Annotated in this window: 21 protein-coding genes; 7 read left to right on the top strand and 14 right to left on the bottom strand. The window is 34.8% G+C overall.

Annotated elements, in window-relative coordinates:
- Positions 1–293: 293 nt before the first annotated feature.
- Both ACXKY9_RS13980 and ACXKY9_RS13975 read left to right on the top strand, forming a co-directional pair.
- Positions 294–917, top strand: coding sequence for a hypothetical protein (locus tag ACXKY9_RS13980; protein ID WP_000287726.1), 624 nt, complete (start codon positions 294–296; stop codon positions 915–917).
- A 164-nt stretch (positions 918–1,081) separates the two neighbouring features.
- The gene (locus ACXKY9_RS13975) at positions 1,082–1,438 is read left to right on the top strand and encodes a hypothetical protein (protein ID WP_000606231.1); all 357 of its coding nucleotides are present in this window, start codon (positions 1,082–1,084) and stop codon (positions 1,436–1,438) included.
- 68 nt (positions 1,439–1,506) lie between these two features.
- On the opposite strand, the gene ACXKY9_RS13970 is transcribed toward ACXKY9_RS13975, so the two are convergent.
- Positions 1,507–2,849, bottom strand: a protein-coding gene (locus ACXKY9_RS13970; protein ID WP_087970913.1) for an IS3 family transposase whose coding sequence is annotated in 2 segments (ribosomal slippage) — positions 1,507–2,468 and positions 2,468–2,849 — 1,344 coding nt in all. Because the reading frame shifts where the segments join, the coding sequence is not laid out codon by codon here.
- Between the two features lie 195 nt (positions 2,850–3,044).
- Here ACXKY9_RS13970 and ACXKY9_RS13965 point away from each other — a divergent pair.
- Positions 3,045–3,497 (top strand): hypothetical protein, encoded by a 453-nt coding sequence (locus ACXKY9_RS13965; RefSeq protein ID WP_000877572.1) that lies wholly within the window; start codon positions 3,045–3,047, stop codon positions 3,495–3,497.
- A gap of 112 nt (positions 3,498–3,609) precedes the next feature.
- A protein-coding gene (locus ACXKY9_RS13960) for an IS3-like element ISBth8 family transposase (protein ID WP_087874946.1) occupies positions 3,610–4,769 on the top strand; the annotation gives its coding sequence in 2 pieces (ribosomal slippage) (positions 3,610–3,868 and positions 3,868–4,769; 1,161 coding nt in all).
- A 409-nt stretch (positions 4,770–5,178) separates the two neighbouring features.
- Here ACXKY9_RS13960 and ACXKY9_RS13955 read toward each other — a convergent pair.
- From ACXKY9_RS13955 to ACXKY9_RS13945, 3 genes are all read right to left on the bottom strand, one after another.
- Positions 5,179–6,009 (bottom strand): GH25 family lysozyme, encoded by an 831-nt coding sequence (locus ACXKY9_RS13955; protein WP_000540614.1) that lies wholly within the window; start codon positions 6,007–6,009, stop codon positions 5,179–5,181.
- Positions 6,010–6,437: 428 nt separating this feature from the next.
- Positions 6,438–7,172 (bottom strand): N-acetylmuramoyl-L-alanine amidase, encoded by a 735-nt coding sequence (locus ACXKY9_RS13950; RefSeq protein WP_000135280.1) that lies wholly within the window; start codon positions 7,170–7,172, stop codon positions 6,438–6,440.
- A gap of 289 nt (positions 7,173–7,461) precedes the next feature.
- A complete protein-coding gene (locus ACXKY9_RS13945) occupies positions 7,462–7,911 on the bottom strand; it encodes a DUF6884 domain-containing protein (RefSeq protein ID WP_000824872.1) in 450 nt (149 codons plus the stop codon).
- A gap of 241 nt (positions 7,912–8,152) precedes the next feature.
- On the opposite strand from ACXKY9_RS13945, the gene ACXKY9_RS13940 reads away from it, so the two are divergent.
- Positions 8,153–8,341, top strand: a complete 189-nt coding sequence (locus ACXKY9_RS13940) for a DUF4017 family protein (protein WP_000789486.1) — start codon at positions 8,153–8,155, stop codon at positions 8,339–8,341.
- A gap of 318 nt (positions 8,342–8,659) precedes the next feature.
- Here ACXKY9_RS13940 and ppaC read toward each other — a convergent pair whose 3' ends face one another.
- The 3 genes from ppaC to ACXKY9_RS13925 all read right to left on the bottom strand — a co-directional run bounded on the left by ppaC (position 8,660) and on the right by ACXKY9_RS13925 (position 11,165).
- Positions 8,660–9,589 carry a manganese-dependent inorganic pyrophosphatase gene (gene ppaC / locus ACXKY9_RS13935; protein WP_000416865.1) on the bottom strand — a complete coding sequence of 310 codons (930 nt, stop codon included), beginning with the start codon at positions 9,587–9,589 and terminating at the stop codon, positions 8,660–8,662.
- 160 nt (positions 9,590–9,749) lie between these two features.
- Complete coding sequence (locus ACXKY9_RS13930; protein ID WP_000742279.1) at positions 9,750–10,415, bottom strand: lytic polysaccharide monooxygenase; 666 nt, start codon at positions 10,413–10,415, stop codon at positions 9,750–9,752.
- A 246-nt stretch (positions 10,416–10,661) separates the two neighbouring features.
- Positions 10,662–11,165, bottom strand: coding sequence for a GNAT family N-acetyltransferase (locus tag ACXKY9_RS13925; RefSeq protein WP_001245251.1), 504 nt, complete (start codon positions 11,163–11,165; stop codon positions 10,662–10,664).
- Between the two features lie 106 nt (positions 11,166–11,271).
- On the opposite strand from ACXKY9_RS13925, the gene ACXKY9_RS13920 reads away from it, so the two are divergent.
- The gene (locus tag ACXKY9_RS13920) at positions 11,272–11,913 is read left to right on the top strand and encodes an HD domain-containing protein (RefSeq protein WP_000874102.1); all 642 of its coding nucleotides are present in this window, start codon (positions 11,272–11,274) and stop codon (positions 11,911–11,913) included.
- A 61-nt stretch (positions 11,914–11,974) separates the two neighbouring features.
- Positions 11,975–12,271, top strand: a complete 297-nt coding sequence (locus ACXKY9_RS13915; RefSeq protein WP_000398282.1) for a P-loop NTPase family protein — start codon at positions 11,975–11,977, stop codon at positions 12,269–12,271.
- A 156-nt stretch (positions 12,272–12,427) separates the two neighbouring features.
- Here the strand turns inward: ACXKY9_RS13915 and ACXKY9_RS13910 are convergent, their stop codons facing one another.
- The 7 genes from ACXKY9_RS13910 to ACXKY9_RS13880 form a co-directional block, all read right to left on the bottom strand.
- Positions 12,428–12,820 carry a carboxymuconolactone decarboxylase family protein gene (locus ACXKY9_RS13910; RefSeq protein WP_002005224.1) on the bottom strand — a complete coding sequence of 131 codons (393 nt, stop codon included), beginning with the start codon at positions 12,818–12,820 and terminating at the stop codon, positions 12,428–12,430.
- A gap of 72 nt (positions 12,821–12,892) precedes the next feature.
- Complete coding sequence (locus ACXKY9_RS13905; RefSeq protein ID WP_000429523.1) at positions 12,893–14,383, bottom strand: alanine/glycine:cation symporter family protein; 1,491 nt, start codon at positions 14,381–14,383, stop codon at positions 12,893–12,895.
- A 131-nt stretch (positions 14,384–14,514) separates the two neighbouring features.
- The gene (locus ACXKY9_RS13900) at positions 14,515–15,999 is read right to left on the bottom strand and encodes an aldehyde dehydrogenase family protein (RefSeq protein ID WP_000920982.1); all 1,485 of its coding nucleotides are present in this window, start codon (positions 15,997–15,999) and stop codon (positions 14,515–14,517) included.
- A gap of 17 nt (positions 16,000–16,016) precedes the next feature.
- Positions 16,017–16,913: a 4-hydroxy-tetrahydrodipicolinate synthase gene (gene dapA, locus ACXKY9_RS13895; protein WP_001169459.1), complete on the bottom strand. Its 897-nt coding sequence runs from the start codon at positions 16,911–16,913 to the stop codon at positions 16,017–16,019.
- Between the two features lie 22 nt (positions 16,914–16,935).
- Positions 16,936–17,877 (bottom strand): proline racemase family protein, encoded by a 942-nt coding sequence (locus tag ACXKY9_RS13890; protein ID WP_001025572.1) that lies wholly within the window; start codon positions 17,875–17,877, stop codon positions 16,936–16,938.
- Entirely contained in the window at positions 17,874–18,911 is a 1,038-nt protein-coding gene (locus ACXKY9_RS13885) for a proline racemase family protein (RefSeq protein ID WP_001257540.1), read from the bottom strand. The genes ACXKY9_RS13890 and ACXKY9_RS13885 overlap by 4 nt, the downstream gene beginning before the upstream one ends.
- Positions 18,908–20,083 carry an NAD(P)/FAD-dependent oxidoreductase gene (locus ACXKY9_RS13880; RefSeq protein ID WP_001215267.1) on the bottom strand — a complete coding sequence of 392 codons (1,176 nt, stop codon included), beginning with the start codon at positions 20,081–20,083 and terminating at the stop codon, positions 18,908–18,910. The genes ACXKY9_RS13885 and ACXKY9_RS13880 overlap by 4 nt, the downstream gene beginning before the upstream one ends.
- Positions 20,084–20,159 lie beyond the last annotated feature (76 nt).

Genomic DNA, 20,159 nt, shown 5'->3' with positions numbered 1-20,159 from the left:
TTGACTGTATGAAGGTCCCAATTTCATTTGGACACATTTACCAGGTTTTTTCAAAAGAATTTTATGATAACATTACGTAGTCGAGTCCGACATCTCGGCAATACCCTTTTGAGGGTCTGCAACTTCCCTTACAGACCCTCTTTTACTTTATATTCAATTTATTCATATATACCACAACACCATTCATTGAATTTCTCCATTTCAAATTCCCTAAAAATAATCTAGGACACGTAACTAAAAATAAATCTTCATCATACTTTGAGTTATACATGTTCAAAGGAGTGTTACTATTTATGTATTCTTATTGGCAATCGTATTACTCCCCCTACCATAACCCTTATGTAAACTATGATTTATCCGTACGGAACTACCGAATTAGTAAAAATGAGAATTTTTTAAAAGGGTATATGCGTTCTTTATGGGAACAACACGTCGCTTGGACGAGATTGGCTATTATAAGTATAGTATTTAATTTACCAGATGTTAATGTTACTGTTGGACGACTTCTACAAAACGCAACACATATGGGACTATCACTTGAACCATTTTACGGTGAGGATGCAGTGAAAAAATATAGTGCATTAATTAAAGATCACTTAGTAATTGCAGCGGATCTTGTTAAAGCCGCAAAAGCTGGTAATCAAAATGCAGCGGCCGCTATAGAGAAAAAATGGTACGCTAATGGTGACGCAATTATTGAATTCCTTAACAGGATCAACCCATATATAGATAAAGAAGAATTTAGAAAAATGTTTTATGAACATTCAGCACTAACGAAAGCAGAAGCACTTGCCTTCCTAAATAAAGATTATGAAGCAGGAGTAAAACTTTACGATAAAATTGAAAAAGAAGCATTAGAAATGGCTGACATGATAACAAACGCAATCGTAAAACAATTCCCGCAAGTATTTCAATAAAGTGAAACTTTAATCAGTGAGGGGGTTGTTCATCCCCCACTGATTATCAGCTCTCACCAATCGGCTTATTTAGTTTTCTCTCCATGATATTTCACCTCTCCTCTTTACATTTAGCTTATATCGATATATTTTATTAATATCCGTTTTTTATAGGAGGAAATAGTTTGATTAACGCGATTGGTCTCGTTTTTATACTTACAAATAAACACGAGAAAAAAAAGAAAGTTTACTTAAATGAAAAATTTGCACTAATAGATATTATTGATTCTAAAGAAGTATTTGATGATGAAGGGAATCCTTTAGTAGAACTAACATGTAAATACAGTATATATTTAGATGAAAAATATTACTGTAAATCTCTCGATGATTATACCGGACAAGTCTTTCCTTTCTTAAGTGCAAAAATAGGAAAAGGTCTTCTAAGAAACTTAAACTACTACTTTTCTTACGTTGATGCCTATGATAAGAAACCACCAGTTAAAGAAATAAGACCACTTATGAAACAAGTAACTAACAGATAGCCAAAAATACCAAAAAAAGAAAGCATCTAACTAATCTGTACCCTTTGTAAAGGACATTTTGAAAAAAGTTAGGCAACATCAAGAAGATGATTTCTGTATCCAACAGGAGTCATCTTTTTTAAATTCCATTGATATCTATAATGATTATAATACGTCATATATTTCTTAATCTCTTGTTTCAATTCATTAAAGGACACGCAAGGTTTTATATGAGCTTCATCTTTCAGATGACCAAAAAATGATTCTTGTGGGGCGTTATCCCAACAGTTTCCTCTTCTTGACATGGATTGTCCTAGGTTTAGCTTTTTAACTAGCTTTTGATAGGTAGGGCTTGTGTAGTGGGATCCTTGATCTGAATGAATATAAGCACCTTCAGTCAATCGAATCCGCGGATTCCTTTTTAGTTTATGGAGAGTTGTCGTTACGAGCTCTAATGTCATCTGTTCTGAAACATGGTAAGCTAAAATTTCATTAGTTGAGCCGTCTAAAATTGTAGATAAATAGGCCCTTTGATTCTTACCGTAAACTAAATAGGTGATATCTGTAAGAAGTGTTTTCCCTGGGGTATTTTGTTTAAATTCCCGATTTAATTGATTCGGTACTATTCGATGTTCTTTTGTAGCTTTAAGCATTCTTTTATAAGGATTCGCTTTGCGAACCGGACAGATAATCTCGTATTTCTTCATAATTCTACGGATACGCTTTAAATTGTAGACAACTTGAAACTGACCCGCCAATGTCATCTTTATCTGACGAGCCCCTTTGTTTCTATTTCTAAATCGAAGTGCTTTTAATATGGTTTCCTTCAAGATTTCATCTCGATCACTCTTTTGTTTCCGTTGTTCTTGAGATGAAACTGAAAAGTAATTATAGTATCCCGAACGGGATACACCAGCTACTTTACACAAATGACTGACCATATTCCTTAAGTTGTATTTCATGATGACAGAACGAATCAAGATGAATTTCTGACTAGGTGGTAGTGTTATTTCCTTCTCATCCTCCCTTCCATAAGTTTGATTTTTTTTAGCAATTCGTTTTCCGCCTTTAGTAAGTTTCGTTCGGCTTCTAAACGGGCATACTTTTCTTCTAACGTAAGCTCTCTCTCAAGAGTTCTTCCAGCGCTTTCGATACGTGTATCCCTTAAACCCAATACACCATTTTTTCTATAAGCAGCACGCCATCTACTTCCCGATGACATAACTCGTTTCATTCCAATCATATCTATATCAAAACCACATTCTTCAAAAATATTTCGAGGTAGCTTTCCTTTTTCATTTTCCTCAATAAAAATATGCTTAAATTCCTCTGTATAAGTGATACCTTTCTGACTTACAGATTTTACGTATAGGTTATTTGATAGAATTTGAATTTCTCTTTCTGTAAATAGTTTTTTTGTCATTTTCAACATTCTCCGATCCCAATTTTCCTTTTATTATACAAGAAATACCCTATAGAATAGACTTTTTTCAAGTGTCTATTCTATAGGGTACATTTTAAACCCTGGATGTTTTCTTTTTTATTAAAAACTCATTAACTTTCATCCTCTTCTAAAAGTATGTATCCAAGCATATTTTAAATTAAAAACATTGGAGGATTAGAGTGAATGAAATACTCAGAAACAATTATAAGCAAACGACTTCGAATACTTAAAATGACGGGTATGTTTTTCATGCTAGTGTTAATAGCATGGATTGGCTATACAAAATTACTTTATGAAAACGGCTTTCTTCAAGAAAAAAAGAATTCAGTAGAAGTAATGAACACTAGCATTACAGGAGAAATAGAGCAGCTTTTTCATATAAACTTGCAAGGTTATCGAAAAACAAGCCTTGATGCTGTTATAGAAGCCAGTAAAACCGATCCAAGTGAACTATCCTTAATTGAACTAGTCAACAAATCCTGCTCGCGAGATTGCATAGGTGAACCAGTTACATATGTAAACTCAAACAATGGATATATCTTTTATAAGGAATCTAATGGAACTAATGTAGCTATAACGGTTAAAAAGAAAGACACATGGGTAATTGTAAAGAAATCTGTTCAAGATGGAATATAATCACCCAAAAAAAGAGTACGCATCTGGTATTATCCCCTATAGGTAGACAGTAAAAAAAGAGTCCATCTGATATGATGGACTCAATACTGTTTTATCTGGAGGGGATTTTTTTATGGCAAGAAAAGGACAATCATTTCAAAAATATACAGAAGAACTAAAGCGAGAAGCAGTTCGTCTTCGATTAGAAGAGAGAAAATCATTGCGAGAAATTCGTGAACAACTCGGTGTGAAGAGCGATGCCCAGATTATTGAGTGGGTAAAACGTGCGCAACAAGGGGAGTCCTTTGATGATCAACGTGGTGTCTGGAATCGAAAGAATTTTAATAGTCTAGAAGAAGAAAATGCTTATTTGAAGGCACAGGTTGAGTATTTAAAAAAGCGCAATCCAAATCTACACGGGAAGGAATGGTCCTAAAGAAAGAACGATTTTCTCTTATCGATTCATTACGCCAAGCCTATCCACTCCGATGGTTGCTTCAAATCGCGGAAGTTTCTAAGGCTGGCTACTATAAATGGCGGAAATATCATAACGTGCAGCGTTTACGTCAGAAAAGGGATATGTGGCATAAAGAACATATTTTATCTATTCATCGTCAGCACCCTTACTATGGGTATAAACGTATGACTCGTGCTTTGGCTCGAGAAGGAATGGTAATGAATCATAAACGTGTTCGTCGTCTTATGAGAGAGCTGGGTATTCAATCTATCATTCGAAAAAAACGTCCGTTTTATGGAAGAAAAACATCTGTGGTATTTAAAAATCATTTGAATCGAGAGTTTCAAGCTGAAAAGCAAAATCAAAAATTCGTAACAGATATTACTTATGTACGAATCGGAGAACAATTTGCCTATTTGTCGGCTGTGTTAGATTTATACAACAATGAAATTGTTGCCTGGAAGCTATCTTCAAGAAATGATTTAGATTTGGTTTTAACTACATTACGTCAATTAGAAGGGAAGTCATTAACTACTAAGCCCCTTTTCCATTCAGATCAAGGGTTTCAATATACATCTAAATCCTACGCAAAACAGTTAGAGAAATTAGGATTTGTCGGTAGTCATTCTAGACGTGGAAACTGTTTTGATAATGCGTGTATCGAATCATTCTTCTCACATTTAAAAACAGAGAAGTTGTATTTAGTGTGCCCAAAAACATATGAAATGGCCTACCGAGCAATTCAAGAATATATTCAATTTTATAATACAGAAAGATTCCAAGAAAAACTTCACGGCCTTTCCCCGATAGAATATCGGGAAAAGGCCGTGGCATAATACTCTTTTTATTTCTGTCTACTTGACAGGGAGATGACCAATCGTACTCTTTTTTATTATTAATACCCTTCCTCTTCATGCCTACAATGGCATTTCGCTTTTGTTTTACAATGACATTTTTCACACTCACACTTCGGTTTCTCTTTGCAACAACACTCGTGAAAATCATTGCGCTTACATCTACATCTCCCAAACATTAAATCATCCCAAAATTTATTACAATCTTGAAAATGTCCACAATGACAAGTATTTCTCATAAATATGCTTCCTCCTTGATAGAATTCATCATATTCTATGTTTGAAAGTATACAAAGGCTTGTTTATTAGTCTATTTTCTCCATATTATAAGTAGAGTTAAAAGATTAAATAAAAATAAAAACCGTCACATGACGGCTCTTATTTTTGCAAACTACTCTTTTGTATAAAAATATTTAATTCCTTTCATATCTAACCAAGCAGTTGCTTTGTCCAGTTCGTTCCCTTGACGATAATCTGTTTCGAAATACACAAGCCCTTGGTTATCTCCACGAGATATTATTTTAGAAGTATATCCAAGCTTATCCATCATTTGAATCATGTCAGAAATTAAATTTACACCAAATTCATAAGTAACTACTTTGCTATATTTATTCACTATAATTCCAACCCCTTCTTGTTTTTTTATCGGCTCAACAATTTGATTTGTAAACCAAGCTAACGGCTTATTTCCAATCAGCTTATTTAAATCACACTTGCCGATACCAGCCACATTTCCTGTCTCTGTGTATTGCCAAATATCACATGGATACGCCGGTTTGTTACCACCATAACGAGGAATCCATACAAAATCACAATTGACATTTTCCATTCCAAATGGAGCATACATATGATGAGCAATATATAAACCGACTTTCTTAGCTCCTAATCTGCGTAATTCATCAATAAAAGCTTGTGCACCCGCTCTCATATCGTTCATTGTTCTTACTTCTACGTCAGCTACCCAAACTGTTGCATTTTTATCACCACGGTTCCAAAAGTCTCTTGCTTCTATCCGTGCATCCTCTACTGAAACGAAACGACAGAACGCATAATTACCAAACGGAATATTCCTTGCTTTCATTGCTTGTACATAATTTTTATATAAAGGATCTACATAGTTTGAACCATCTTGCACACGTGCAATTACGAAATCTAATTGTGGTGCTGCGATATCCCAGTTAATGTCGCCATTCCATTTCGAAATATCTACAATATAACCCATTATTTAACATCTCCTTTTTCATTATTATATTCAAAGCTTGTTTTTTTGTTATTATCAACTAATAAATAGTATGAGAGGTATTATATTATTGGGTAATAATTTAAAATTCGGCTTATGTATTGAGAAAACAAAATATTATTACGGGTTTAATAAGTAAAGATTTACAAAACTCTAAACTATATAAAGTGAAACGATAATTAGTAGGAGGCTACGAGCAGTGTAATTCCCACCTAATTTCTTAGCTTCATCCGAATTTTGAGGTGAGAATTTTACTTCCCGCAAATAGCTTGATAAATAAAACCACCTTTCTGACAGGTGGTTTTGTGTACTAATTTACATATAAATTGTCCATATTTTTATAGTTACTTAATATACTTGTTAACTAAAAATAAGACAATTTTTAGTTTTTAATCAAACCAATTTTCGTTTTATCTCACGTACTCATAGTACCATTTACGTGCATCTAACCAAGCTGTAAATTTATCGATATTCCCGGACGGATAGCCATTCGTTATAGCATAACCAATGCCATCTTTTTGAACGACAATTTGTCCATCAATACCCGCATCAACCATAGCTTGAGCCAAATCTTGTAAATTACTAAATGCTACACCACCAGTTTTTACTTTGAGCAAATTCGCTGCACCTCCTCCAGTTTGTCCTGTAAGAGCAAATACAATAGAATTAGCGATTTTATCAACATTCCATTTTGCCATGTCGGATTCATTATCAATAAACCCTAATTCAATAAGAATAGCCGGTGCCTTCGTTCCATTTAATACTGCTAAATCTGTACGTTGTTTCGCACCTCGATCACGCCATCCAATATCTTTTGCTAGTTGAGCTGAGATTTTAGCCGCCAAATCTTTCTGATCATAATATAAAACCTCAACACCCTGTCCATTTCCATCACTTGCATTAAGATGAAAAGAAATAACTAAATCCACAGCATGGGAATTGCTATTCCGAATGATATTATTTAAATTTTGTGATTGAGTTGCCCCTACCTCGTCCGTATCGTCATAAACCGTGTGTCCTAGGGCTCTTAACTTAGCCGCCACGGCATCTTTAACTTGCCTATCTAGAACGTGTTCTTTCCGATTCCCGAAATTAGCACCTTGAACAATACTATTGTGTCCTCCGTGCAAACTATATCTAGCCATTATTCATCAACATCTCCTTTCTTAATATCTTATTCAAAACTTGTCTTATTGCTATTCCCACTTACAATCTTAACTGTGCCCATACGTCCTATATTTTCTAAAAGTTATGCAATTTGTTTTCGATATAAAAAAGCTATCGCTTCATAAATCGAATGATTTATTCTCTAAATTACTTTTACATGAATGACGACACGAACAAAAAAGCATCACCCTTTCGGCGATGCCTAAAAACTCTATTTTACTTTTCAGCTCCCTAAATAAATAGAGTTTAAAATCACTGAAACTACACCTATATTTCCTCCCCTTCCTTCACAGCTTCTTTCAACCTCTGCAACATATACCCAATTCCTTTACACCCCTCTAGCGGATATGTAATCATTTCTTCTGGATATAACTTTGTCACTACTTTTTTATGCTTCTTCCCTGCTAGTAAGACGATTTCGTCAAACTGTAGTAAACTTTTATCTACCATCTGTTTTTGTAATTGCTCTATACTTATTACCTCATCGCTTTTTGAATCAAATGCAAGATCATAGTTTTCTAATACAATATCACTTGGTCTTAAAAATCCATGTTTCGCTGATAATATAACCCAGTTTTCGAAAAACATAGTTGCGTACGCCTGACATGCTTTTCCGAACGGACTAATATATACATCTTTTGCTTCCATCGGTCCGTAGTCTGAATGTTTATCCCAAATTTTCTTTTTTCCGCATGGAATTATACATAGCCTTTTCATATATATTTCTACTCCCTTTACTTTGGTAAATAAAATTCGTTATTTTGTACATTTTTTTCTCGAGATACTATATAATAATTCTGAAAGTTAAAATTACACATTTTACCATATGCGTACTATAGATTACTCTCATTGCAAATATTATAATACCATAAAAAATTTTTCATTTTTTCTTCAAAATAATGAAACTAAATTATAATGCAAGTATGTATTAATAAAACAATAAAGGAGGTTCATAAAAATGAAAAATATTATTCCTGCACTATTAGTCTATTTTATCGTTTGCGTTATTTCCGTTATCATCCCAGCATCTGAAGGCTATAATTATGTCGGCTGGAAGTTATTTGTTGGGCAAGTGTATGCGATACCTATTTTCTTCATTACTACGATAATCACATTTTATATAAACAAGAAAAAATCTTACGAATAAACGATTATAAGGATAGCTAACGCTATCCTTATTTTAATTCGTTAATCAAAACTTTATATCCTTTCTTCTAAAAAGTTAAACGCAACATCTGTATTTCAGCGTTTAAACGCAGTTCCTCCGAAATCCAGCTCTCTAATTTTGAAACAGATGCAATATTTTTTCAAAAAGCCCCTGTAATTTACTTTTCAATACTTCCATATCATTAAGCATACACAATGCGACTGTTTAAAAGTTAAAAATTTCTGCTTATTATAAATAAAAAAGGACAAATAGCCAATCTGACTACTTGTCCTTACTGTTCATCTGTACGCAATACGATTAAGCTTGGAATGCTTCTGTTAATACTGGTACGATTTGTTTTTTACGAGATACAACACCTTTTAAAGTAGCTGTATTGTTTTCTAGTGATACGTTGTATGCTTTCTCAACAACGTTTGCTGCTTTACCGATCGCAAGACCGACAGAATCGTTAGTTAAGATATCAGTTACAACGAATAAGAATAGGTCTAAACCTTTTTCTTCTACTACTGCAGAAATTACTTTTTCAAGTTCCGCTTGGTGTACAAGAACGTCGTTTGTATCAACAGCGTTTACTTGTGCGATTTCAACTTTCGCATTACCCATTTGGAATTCTTTAGCATCAAGAGAGATTAATTGCTCCATTGTTTTTCCGCTTAAGTCAGCACCAGCTTTTAACATTTCTAAGCCGTAGTTATCTGCATCTACACCAGCGATTTCCGCTAATTCACGAGCAGCTGCTACATCTTGTTCTGTGCAAGTTGGAGATTTGAATAGTAAAGAATCTGAAATGATTGCAGATAACATTAAACCTGCAACTTCTTTACGAATTGTTACGCCATTTTCTTTGTACATTTTGTTTAAGATTGTAGCTGTACAGCCAACTGGCTCACAACGATAGTATATAGGATCGCTTGTTTCAAAGTTAGCAATACGGTGATGGTCAATAACTTCTAACACACGAACTGATTCGATATCGTTAGCACTTTGTTGACGCTCGTTATGGTCAACTAAAATAACGTTGTCCACTTCGCTTGCTACTGTCTCAACAAAACGCGGTCCTTCTACTTTAAAATAGTCTAACGCAAATTGAGTTTCACCGCTGATTTCGCCTAAACGTACAGGCTCAGCATTCATTCCTAATTCTTTTTTCAATTCTGCATAAGCAATTGCAGAACAAATTGCATCTGTATCTGGGTTTTTATGCCCGAAAACTAGTACTTTTTCCATGTTTTCCACCTCTTCATGAAAAGGATATCTTAAAGAAGCAAATATGACAATATTTAAAGCATATTTTTTTATAAATAATTGCACTTTCTTCTATATTTTTCATCATTTTCATAAAAAAAATCATCTAAAATGAATTAGATGATCGAAATGTATGTTTCAATTAAAATAGTGTAGGAGCTTGCACTACATTGTTAAAAGCAAAATTTGAGGATAAGCCATTATTCAAAAGGTTTACATCTATAACTTGATAAAACGCATTTCCAGTGTCTGCAATTTCCCAAACAGCTAAAATAAGATGGTATCCACTACGGTCAGTTGGTACATTTGCTTCGTGCGTTACTGTTGTCCCTGGTCTAGCTCCCCCGTCATTTTTTACATAGAATGGCACTAAATCTAAATCTGATCGCGTCAAAGGTTTATTTGGATTCCAACCTTTTTTCGTAATATAATATTTCCACTCTTTCGTACTATGAGGAGCCGTTAGTTTCCACTTGAATGTATTCGTCCCGCCATTTAACGTAACTTTCTTCCACCTATCTACAGTTTGAACATCTAAAGCGGGAAAATGACCAGCCCCTGCAATTTGTCCATCAGAAGGTCCTAGTTGTGGAAATCCACCTATCCCTTCTACACTTTGTGGTTCATATTGAATTGGTCCACAATTTACATTTACACCTTGCTTACATAAATAAGATCGGCTCGCTGGTGATTCTACATATCCATGAGCTGAAGCCTTTTCTGAAAACCCAAATGTTAATAATCCCGTAAGTAATACGCCACCACTTAAAATAACTTTCTTCATCTTTTGTAAACTATTCTTTTTCATTCTTTCATCCCCTTCCCATAATAAAGCGAAAATAACTATAGTCGGCTAGTCATCTTCTCTACATTTATTATAAGACGAGAATCATTACTAAAAGAACCCTCTAAAAACTTTCTCAAATTCATTTAGTGCGTTAATTAGATTATAATTAACTATTTTAACACCGCCAGAAAAATATAGACGGTGTTAAAAATAGTCGTTTATTATTCACTTACTAATAATTAAGCACTCTCCCCGTTTGATTATAACTTAAATGTTTTTATAATAAAGAACCGTAGCATCTAACTTTCCATTCGAAGAAATTGCATACCCTGGTATTGTTCCAACTTCTTGGTAGTCTAGTGATTTGTACAATTTATTGGAAGGATCTCCTTCTCTAGTATCTAATACTAAAAGAGACCTGTTTTCTTGCTTTGCTCGTTCCTCTGCTTTTTGCATAAGCGATCGTCCAATACCGTTTCGTCTAAAGTTTGGATGAGTCATTAATTTGCAAATCTCAGCTCTATGAATTCCGTTAGGCTTAGTAACTAATTGTAATTGAATACTCCCTGCTACTTCGTTGTTTATTTTAGCCACATACAATATCACTTCTGGCGCTAATACTGTTTGCCAATACTTTGTTGCATCTTTTTGTTCCAGTGGAGGCAAAAAACCAATTGATGCCCCATCATTTACAACCATTTTCAAAAGTTTCGAAAGTTCTTCTATATCATTTTCTAGTTTCTTAATTTCTTCAATTACTAAATTTCGCATTACTTTTCCCCCTTTTGTTTCATTGTAACAATTTTTAAAGAAGGAATAATGAAATAATAAGAGGAATTTATAGTTAAGATATGATTTTTTGTGAAAGGATAACGATATGAAATATATATTAGATAGAATGTACGCAAAAGAATTACTCGAATGGGCATATGAACAAAACCCGGGCCCTTGGTTTGAACATTCACTACATGTTGCTCATGCAACTGAAAACATAATTATAGAACTTATAAAAAAAGGGTACAAGCTAGATGCTGACATAGCATATAACGCTGCCCTTTTGCATGATATCGGAAGATACAAAGGTTTTACCAAATCGGTCATTCATTCCTATGATGGTTATATGTATATGAATGATTTAGGGTATACAGGAAACGCTGTTATTTGTGTGACACACTCATTCCCATGCAAAAATGAACATATAGATATCGCAGCAGAATGGAGTCTCGTTCCTGACCATATGAGAAGCCGATTAGTTGAAATATTAAATGAACATTGTAACTACGACTTATACAATAAAGTAATTACTCTTTGTGACGCTCTTGCTGATGCGGATGGCTTTACTACGCTGGAAAGAAGATTAATTTCTGTTGGTTTGCGTCATGGTACAACATCTCATACATCTTTACATTGGAAAGGGTTTTATGCGATTAAGAAAGAATTAGAAGCTTTAATCGGTAAGAGTATATACACAGTTCTTCCTGATGTAGAAAAATCTATTTATGAAGATATAGAATATTAAAGTGAATACAAATTGAAAACGATAAAATTTGTATGTATGTTTCTAAAAGACTCTTTCAAAAGTGGAGGGATTTCTTATTAGTAAAATAGGATTTGACTTGATAAACCTTGAGAGGAATTTTGATTTTGGCTATGAAGATATAAAAGAGATTTCTATGAGATGTAAATTTTCTAACTGTTCACATACAAATGAACCAAACTGCGCGGTTAAAAGAGCTATATCTGACGGTGCTCTTTCTGAAGAAGTAGTTAACAGTTACTATAGAGATTTTAATGAGGCACATTATGTTTCTAAACAGAAAAACAAAACAAAAGCTATTGATTATATGAAACAATTGAAGCTTTTTACAAAACCTTAAAACTAAATAAATAGTTTTTATTTCTCATTCCTACTAAATTTAAAATTCTCCATTATTGTATAACCATAAATTGAACCCATCCTAGATAATTTTTATACTTAAATTTAATTTCACATAAAAAACGTTTTAAACATAAAGTTTAAAACGTTTTTTTATTCAATGCTTTTGATTTTTCAATTCTGTTAAACACTCTTGCACTAAAGTTACCGCTTGACTCATCGCAGCTCCGCCAGCAAATGCTGCTGAAACACCACATGCTTCCAGAATCTCTTTATCCGAACATCCTTGATCAAGACAACCTTTTGTATGATAAATTGTACAATACTCATCTTGCGTTGCTAAACTAATTCCTAATGCAATAAGTTGTTTTTCTCTTTTTGTTAAAGAACCCTCTTGAAAACAAGCTTGCGTGAACGCATTATATGTCTCAGCGATTTCAGGAATTTGATTTGTAAAACTACCTATACCTTCTTTATAATGATGTAGAATATCATTTATCGAACTATGTTGCTCATGTTCCATCTTATTCCCTCCAGTCATATTATCCATACTTATTGTAGTATGTGATGAAATGGAGGCAATATACCTTCTTTTAAATTAAGAATTTTCAATTAATTTGAGTTATAATTTTAAATTATCATCGACAATAACTTTTTCTCTAGAACTTTTTCTTTCAACCTCTTTACTTCTTTCTTCCCAAAATGTTAATCCTTCAATCCCCACATTTTTAGGATTAAATACTGGATCTTTCCCTTCTTTTTTCTGCGTTTCATAATCTTTTAACACTTTTAATGCGGTTTTACTTAAAAGTAAGATTGCGATTAAGTTTAACCATGCCATACTACCGATTCCTAAATCTCCAAGATTCCATAAAAGCGACGCTGATTCAACGCTACCGATGTAAACCATAATTAAAAATCCAAATTTCAAAACTGGTTTTAACCAGCCATACTTCAGTTGACGATCTAAATAAGTAAGTGTCGTTTCAGCGATATAGTAATAAGCGAGTAACGTTGTAAATGCAAAAAAGAAAATCGCAATTGAAATAAATATTGGACCAAACCCTGTTATCACAGTTTCAACTGCTTGTTGTGTATAAATTGGACCAGCTTCCACATTTCCTATGTTTTGTACAATGGCGGTTTTCCCTTCAGGTATAACATTATACATACCTGTTATTAAAATCATAAGAGCTGTCGCTGTACATACGACAATTGTATCGATATATATGGAAAACGCTTGAACTAATCCTTGTTTTGCGGGATGCGATACTTCAGCAGCTGCCGAACTATACGTCGCTTCTCCGACACCAGCAACGTTTGAAAATACAGCGCGTTTTACGCCCCATGCAATAGCTGCACCAACAATTCCACCAAACATTTCATTTACACCAAATGCGCTAGAGAAAATTAAAGCAAACATACTTGGAATCTCCGTTACATTCGCAATTAATATGATACATGTAACAATTACATAACCAATTGCCATAAATGGAACAAGCATTTGAGAAACGCCAGCAATTCTCTTTACACCACCAAAAATAATTGCTGCTAGTAACACGACTAAAAATATACCAGTTATATATTTGCTAATACCATTAGAGTTTTCAAATCCAACTGCGATACTACTAGATTGAATACCTGGTAATAACACGCCATATGAAAGTGTTACAACTACTGCTACAATGACTGCAAACCATTTCATTTTCAAACCTTTCTCAATGAAATATGGAGTACCGCCGCGATATTCATTCCCTACTTTACTTTTGTATACTTGAGATAATGTTGATTCTACAAACGCGCTCGCTGCCCCTAACAAAGCCATTACCCACATCCAAAATACAGCTCCAGGACCGCCGAAAGCAATTGCTGTCGCTACCCCTGCAATATTACCAATTCCAACTCTTCCTGATAAGGCTAAACAAAATGCCTGAAAAGATGATATTCCCGTCTCTGAACTCTTTCCTTCAAATAATAGTTTAATCATCTCTTTAAAATAACGGATTTGCAAAAAGCGTGTTGCAATCGTGAAATATACGCCTGCCCCTAATGCAAAAACAACTAAACCGATACTCCACACTTGCCCTACTAACCATTCTACTAAATTCTCCATCCAAATCCCCCTTATCATTCTTTGGAAAAGCAATTTTGTATATAAAAAAAACGGACAACTATTATCAAACTTTCTAGTTGTCCGCATCTTTCATTATTTCATCCCTCAATTTTTATCAGTAAAACGCCCTATTACTTTATATTTACCCAAACACTTTTCACTTCTGTATAATTATCAAGCGCATATGAACCTAATTCGCGGCCAATACCAGATTGTTTATATCCACCAAATGGTGTAGCTGCATTTTCTAAGTTATAATCATTAATCCACACTGTTCCTGCTTTTAATTTATTTGCTACTTGATGACCCGTTTTGATATTTTGCGTCCATACACCCGCAGCAAGGCCATAGGATGAGTTGTTCGCTCGTTCAATTACTTCTTCTGTCGAATCAAATGGAAGTACGACAACAACTGGTCCAAATATTTCTTCCTTAACGATTGTCATATCGTCTGTAACATCTGTGAATATAGTTGGCTTAACGAAATAACCTTTTTCAAGCGCACGTTCGCCACCAGCCGCAACTGTAGCACCTTCTTTCTTCCCTTGCTCAATGTAATTTAACACACGCTCTTGTTGTTTCTTAGATACGAGTGGACCCATTTCCGTTCCTTTCTCCATACCTGCTCCAAGTTTTACGTTGTTCGCCATTTTCACAAGTGCATCTACTACAGTTTCATAATGTTTACGATGAACAAATACACGTGATCCTGCGCTACAATTTTGACCGTGATTATACATAATACCTTGGAATGCACCATTTATCGCTTCTTCCAAGTCCGCATCTTCTAAAATGATATTTGGTGATTTTCCGCCAAGCTCTAACGTTACATGCTTAATCATTTCTGCAGATTGACGCATAATATACTTTCCTGTAACAGTAGATCCTGTAAAAGCAACTTTATCAATGTCATGATGATTTACAATTGCAGCCCCTGCTTCAGGACCAAAGCCTGATACAAAGTTTACAACGCCGTTTGGAAATCCAGCCTCTTTAAAGAGTTTCGCTGTATATAGTAAAGATAAAGGCGTTTGCTCTGCTGGCTTTAATACAATCGTACAACCTGTCGCCAGTGCAGCTCCCATTTTCCAAGAAGACATAACAAGCGGAAAATTCCACGGAATAATTTGTCCTACAACACCAACAGGTTCATGTCTCGTATAATTCAAGTAATCTTTTGAAATCGGGATTGTTTGCCCAATAATTTTTGTAGCCCATCCTGCGTAATAACGATAATTTTCTACAGTCGCTGAAATATCATCATCAAGTGCTACTTGATATGGCTTTCCATTATCTAAAGCTTCTAGTTGCGCTAATTCTTCTCTATGTTCTTCAATTAAATCTGCTAATTTATAAATAAGATGCGCTCTTTCAGCAGTAGCCATTTCTGCCCACGGGCCAGATTCAAATGCAGATCTTGCCGCTTTTACTGCAGCATCAATATCCTCTTCTTGCGCTTCACATACGACTGCTAGAACCTCTTCTGTTGCTGGATTGTACGTTTCAAACGTCTTTCCGCCAATAGCAGAAACAAATTCGCCATTAATAAACATTTTAATTTCTTCATTTAAAAACGCTTCCACTTTTGGTTTCAGCTCAATATTTGTCTTTAACATTATGTTCTCCTCCTTATTTAAACAGCTGCATGAGCTGCAATATTTGATAAAATCGTTTGAAGCTTTTGATCTTCTTCTACAGTTAACCCTAGTCTTGGATAGCGAGAAGGTCCTCCCGCTTGCCCATGTAATTCCATAGAACGTTTAACGATTTGAACATATTTCCCTGATCCTTCAAGAAACTCACAAAGTGGTAAAATAGCATCGTTTATTTCCCACGCCTTTTCTAATTCACCATTTTGAAAATGCTCATACATTTTTGTAACGAGACCGGGAACGATATTTCCTGCTACTGAAACCCATCCCGAGGCACCAACTAAATATGATTCCATAACTAAATCTTCAGAACCACAGAAGACTTGGAAAGCCCCTTCACTTTGTCTTACTAAATCTCTCGCTTTTCGAATATCTCCGCTAGATTCTTTAATATGTGTAACATTTTCACACTCTTTTCCAATACGGAGCATTAGCTCTGTACTCATATCAACACCAGAAGTAAATGGATTATTGTATAACATAATTGGTATATTTACAGAGTTTGAGATTTCTTTAAAATGAAAATAAATCTCCTCTTCCTTCGGTTTACAATAGTAAGAGTTTATAATTAATGCACAATCCGCTCCGTGCGCTTCTGCATGTTTCGTATATTCAATTGTTTCTTTCGTCGTCTCTGCTGCAGTTCCAACAATAACTGGAATACGGCCATCAATTTCTTTCAACACGGTTGCTACCATTTTAAATCGTTCTTCTTTTGATAAACTTACAAATTCTCCTGTACTTCCATTAATGATGATACCTGCAACGTTTTGTTCGATAAAGTAATTTACATTTTGCTTTACCCCATCCCAATTAATTTCCTGAAATTCATCCATCGGTGTTATTAATACTGGAAATGCCCCTTTAATTTTTTGCATATTTATCTCTCCTTATCACATTTTATTTTAATAAGAAACCTGCCGGAAACGGATCCGTAGGGTCTAATAGAAACGTCTGCATCCCTGTAATAAACCCTCTACTTTCAAAACGGAAAATGTATCCTAGTTCCTCCTTCTTCACTTTCTCCACAGTTATAAAACTATTAAATATACTTTCATTTTTAAAAGGTTTATCCGCCATATAATCATTTTTAAATAACGCATGAACATAGGAAACAATAGTAGAAACAAAACCTGGCGAATGTACGATAAAGTTATCTTCATGAAATGTAATCGATTTTATATGGTTCTTTTCTTTTTGCGAAGGATCTACTAAAATAAGCCTTTTTATTAGCGACTGTTTTTGTATAGTCTGTAGTGTAGCTTCTCCCCATCTTTTCAATTCAGAAATGTTTTCCATGCGAATTTCTGGCGAATACGCACCTTTCTCTACAACTGCATATACTTTATCTGCTTGTATGAGAGAATAACTTACATTACCAACCTGTAAATTTCCCTCAATCATATAGCATAGTTTGCTTTCAAACGAAACCGATATAACTTCATCATTCTCTACATACGCATGAACTAAAAATATTCCAGATAACGTTTCAATTTTGTATTGATTGGACTCTCTCTTTTTTAAATACCCACTTTCGAGTAACATCGTTATTACTGCAACAATGCCTCCATAATGAAGCGGAACCGAACCTTCATGATTAAAAAATAATACAGCTGCATCCACTTCGTTATAGATAGATGGAACGACAATACACCCATTCAAACCGATAAAACCACGTGGTTCATTTAATAAAAGCTTCATCTCTTCTGCTAATTCACCTGAAAATTGTTCATTTAATTGCTCCAAACTGTAGTAGTATTTGCATGGTACGTCTTTCATTACACGAAATGCCTCGCCATTTACATGTACGTCTACTGCTGTATACATTTTTTGAATGTTCATTTTATATCCTCCGTTTCATGTTCCATCGGCGGAATTAGCAAAAATCCTTCTTTAAGTGGATCCATTTCATTGTAAAAAAATCTATGCATACCCATAAGCCAAGCTGATCCCGTAATTTTCGTTATGACAGCTTCAATATTTTCAACATGTGTCGTATTCATGACATATCCTTTAAATAAAGAACCAACGATACTCTCATGAATGAACTCTTCACCAATTTCGATTTCTTTCTGAGCGTATAATACAGCTAGCTTCGCAGATGTTCCTGTACCGCATGGAGATCGATCTATTCCGCCTGGTGGTACAACAACTGTATTTTTCACATGCGCACATTCATGAGTAGGATCTGTATAAAATTCAACATGTGTTAATCCTCTTATAAACGAATACTCTGGATGAGTGATTTCAAACTTCTCATTAATTGTGTTTCTTATATGAATCGCCTTATCGATGATTGTAGATGCATTTTCTGGTACTAATTCTAGATCTACTGATTTCGCATCAATAATGGCATAAAAATTCCCTCCATACGCAATATCAGCCTCTATAGTCCCAATGTCTTTCACTTGTACAGTAATATTTTTCAATAAAAAAGCTGGTATGTTACAGAAAGATACTTCTTTTGCTTTTCCATCTTGAACAGCAATATCTACTTCAACTAAGCCAGCCGGTGTATCTAGTTTTAAAGAAGTAATCGGTTCAACTACCGGAATTAAACCTGATTCAACTAACGCTGTACATACACCGATTGTATCGTGACCACACATCGGTAAATATCCACCTGTCTCTATGTATATAACACCTATATCAGCCTCAGGATGACATGGGTCTGTTAATAATGCTCCTGACATTACATCATGACCACGCGGTTCATTCATTAACAATTTTCGAATCCAATCATACTCCTTTTTCATATGTAACATCTTCTCTGCCATCGTCTCTCCAATCAACTTTGGAAGTCCACTAATTAATGTCCTCGTTGGATTCCCACCTGTGTGTGTATCAATCGTCGTAAAGACTCTTTGTGACCTCATCCGTTTAACACCCTTTCTGTAAAACGACTCAAACGAAGTGGTTCAATAGGAATAATTGTCTCTTTTTCATTTAATAACTCTTCAATTACTTTTCCAGTAACTGCTGCAAGACTAATCCCATCACCTTCATGTCCAGCGGCAATGAAATAATTCGGAATATGTTCCACTCGTGAAATAATCGGTAAATGATCTTCTGTCCACGGACGTAAACCAGCGTAAGAACGAATTACCATCATATCTGCCATTTTCGGATAAAAGCGAATTGCTCTATTTGCGATACATTTAATGACTTCATTATTTATCCTCGTATGAAATCCTACAAATTCACGACTACTACCAATTAAGAAATTTTGACTTTCAGTAGGCTCAAATACGAGCGCAACCCCGTATTTTTCAGTTAAAGCATCCACTTTTCGTTTTCCGCCAAATTTAGAAATTAAATAACCGAATTCCATTACTTTACGGCATCCTACGTGTTGTTGCCTTGAAGCTACAATAATATGCCCTTTTCTCGGTTCAATTGGTATATTTATATTTAACATCTGACCAATCTTAGGAGCCCACACACCGGCTGCATTTACAACTTGTTTTGCTGTAAAAGTTCCATTCGTAGTTTCTACAACAAATGAACCATCCGTCTCTATTTCCATACTCTTTACTTCCGTCTGCTTAAAAGCTTTTGCGCCAAACTTTTGTGCCTCTGACAGAAGCGAGAAAGCAAGGAGATATGGATTCACAGTTGAATCCGTCGCACATTCTAAACCGCCTAATAAATCATCAGCAAAAAAAGGCGACTCTTCCCTTATATCTTGCCTATCAAGCATTCGAAACGGTAATCCAGCTTCTTGTTGCCGATTTACCCATTGCTGCGCAGCTTCCATCTCTTCGTCTGACTCACATACGAGAATACTTCCTGGTGCCCTATATTCAAATGAATGCTCTAATTCTTCACTTAAATCAGTTACTAATTTTTGACTTACTAAAGACATTTGACTATCAAATCCCGGGTCTTTATCAATGGCCAAAATATTCCCATCACACCGTGAAGACGTCCCGCTGACAAATTCCCCTTTTTCAATGATTGTTACGTCTCTTCCGTATTTTGAAGTGTAATAAGCGATAGAACACCCTATTATTCCACCACCTATAATTAAAACGTCGCAGTGCCTCACAATATACTCCTCCTTTCCTAGCCCTCTCACTTTCTTTTTATGCAATTGACGTGCCAATTCTGTACATATACAATTT

It is taken from the genome of Bacillus sp. 2175, from assembly GCF_057812155.1.
Note: the sequence above shows the minus strand (reverse complement) of the source record. Positions and strands in the feature narration are given on the sequence as shown.

What these genes read in the sequence shown, in the direction of transcription:
- ACXKY9_RS13940 (WP_000789486.1), top strand. Translation starts at nt 8,153, where the DNA reads ATGAAAAATATTATTCCTGCACTATTAGTCTATTTTATCGTTTGCGTT.
- ACXKY9_RS13950 (WP_000135280.1), bottom strand. Translation starts at nt 7,172, where the DNA reads ATGGCTAGATATAGTTTGCACGGAGGACACAATAGTATTGTTCAAGGT.
- ACXKY9_RS13925 (WP_001245251.1), bottom strand. Translation starts at nt 11,165, where the DNA reads ATGCGAAATTTAGTAATTGAAGAAATTAAGAAACTAGAAAATGATATA.
- ACXKY9_RS13910 (WP_002005224.1), bottom strand. Translation starts at nt 12,820, where the DNA reads ATGGATAATATGACTGGAGGGAATAAGATGGAACATGAGCAACATAGT.
- ACXKY9_RS13890 (WP_001025572.1), bottom strand. Translation starts at nt 17,877, where the DNA reads ATGAACATTCAAAAAATGTATACAGCAGTAGACGTACATGTAAATGGC.
- ACXKY9_RS13885 (WP_001257540.1), bottom strand. Translation starts at nt 18,911, where the DNA reads ATGAGGTCACAAAGAGTCTTTACGACGATTGATACACACACAGGTGGG.
- ACXKY9_RS13905 (WP_000429523.1), bottom strand. Translation starts at nt 14,383, where the DNA reads ATGGAGAATTTAGTAGAATGGTTAGTAGGGCAAGTGTGGAGTATCGGT.
- ACXKY9_RS13930 (WP_000742279.1), bottom strand. Translation starts at nt 10,415, where the DNA reads ATGAAAAAGAATAGTTTACAAAAGATGAAGAAAGTTATTTTAAGTGGT.
- dapA (WP_001169459.1), bottom strand. Translation starts at nt 16,913, where the DNA reads ATGCAAAAAATTAAAGGGGCATTTCCAGTATTAATAACACCGATGGAT.
- ACXKY9_RS13955 (WP_000540614.1), bottom strand. Translation starts at nt 6,009, where the DNA reads ATGGGTTATATTGTAGATATTTCGAAATGGAATGGCGACATTAACTGG.
- ACXKY9_RS13920 (WP_000874102.1), top strand. Translation starts at nt 11,272, where the DNA reads ATGAAATATATATTAGATAGAATGTACGCAAAAGAATTACTCGAATGG.
- ACXKY9_RS13900 (WP_000920982.1), bottom strand. Translation starts at nt 15,999, where the DNA reads ATGTTAAAGACAAATATTGAGCTGAAACCAAAAGTGGAAGCGTTTTTA.
- ACXKY9_RS13980 (WP_000287726.1), top strand. Translation starts at nt 294, where the DNA reads ATGTATTCTTATTGGCAATCGTATTACTCCCCCTACCATAACCCTTAT.
- ACXKY9_RS13965 (WP_000877572.1), top strand. Translation starts at nt 3,045, where the DNA reads ATGAAATACTCAGAAACAATTATAAGCAAACGACTTCGAATACTTAAA.
- ACXKY9_RS13945 (WP_000824872.1), bottom strand. Translation starts at nt 7,911, where the DNA reads ATGAAAAGGCTATGTATAATTCCATGCGGAAAAAAGAAAATTTGGGAT.
- ppaC (WP_000416865.1), bottom strand. Translation starts at nt 9,589, where the DNA reads ATGGAAAAAGTACTAGTTTTCGGGCATAAAAACCCAGATACAGATGCA.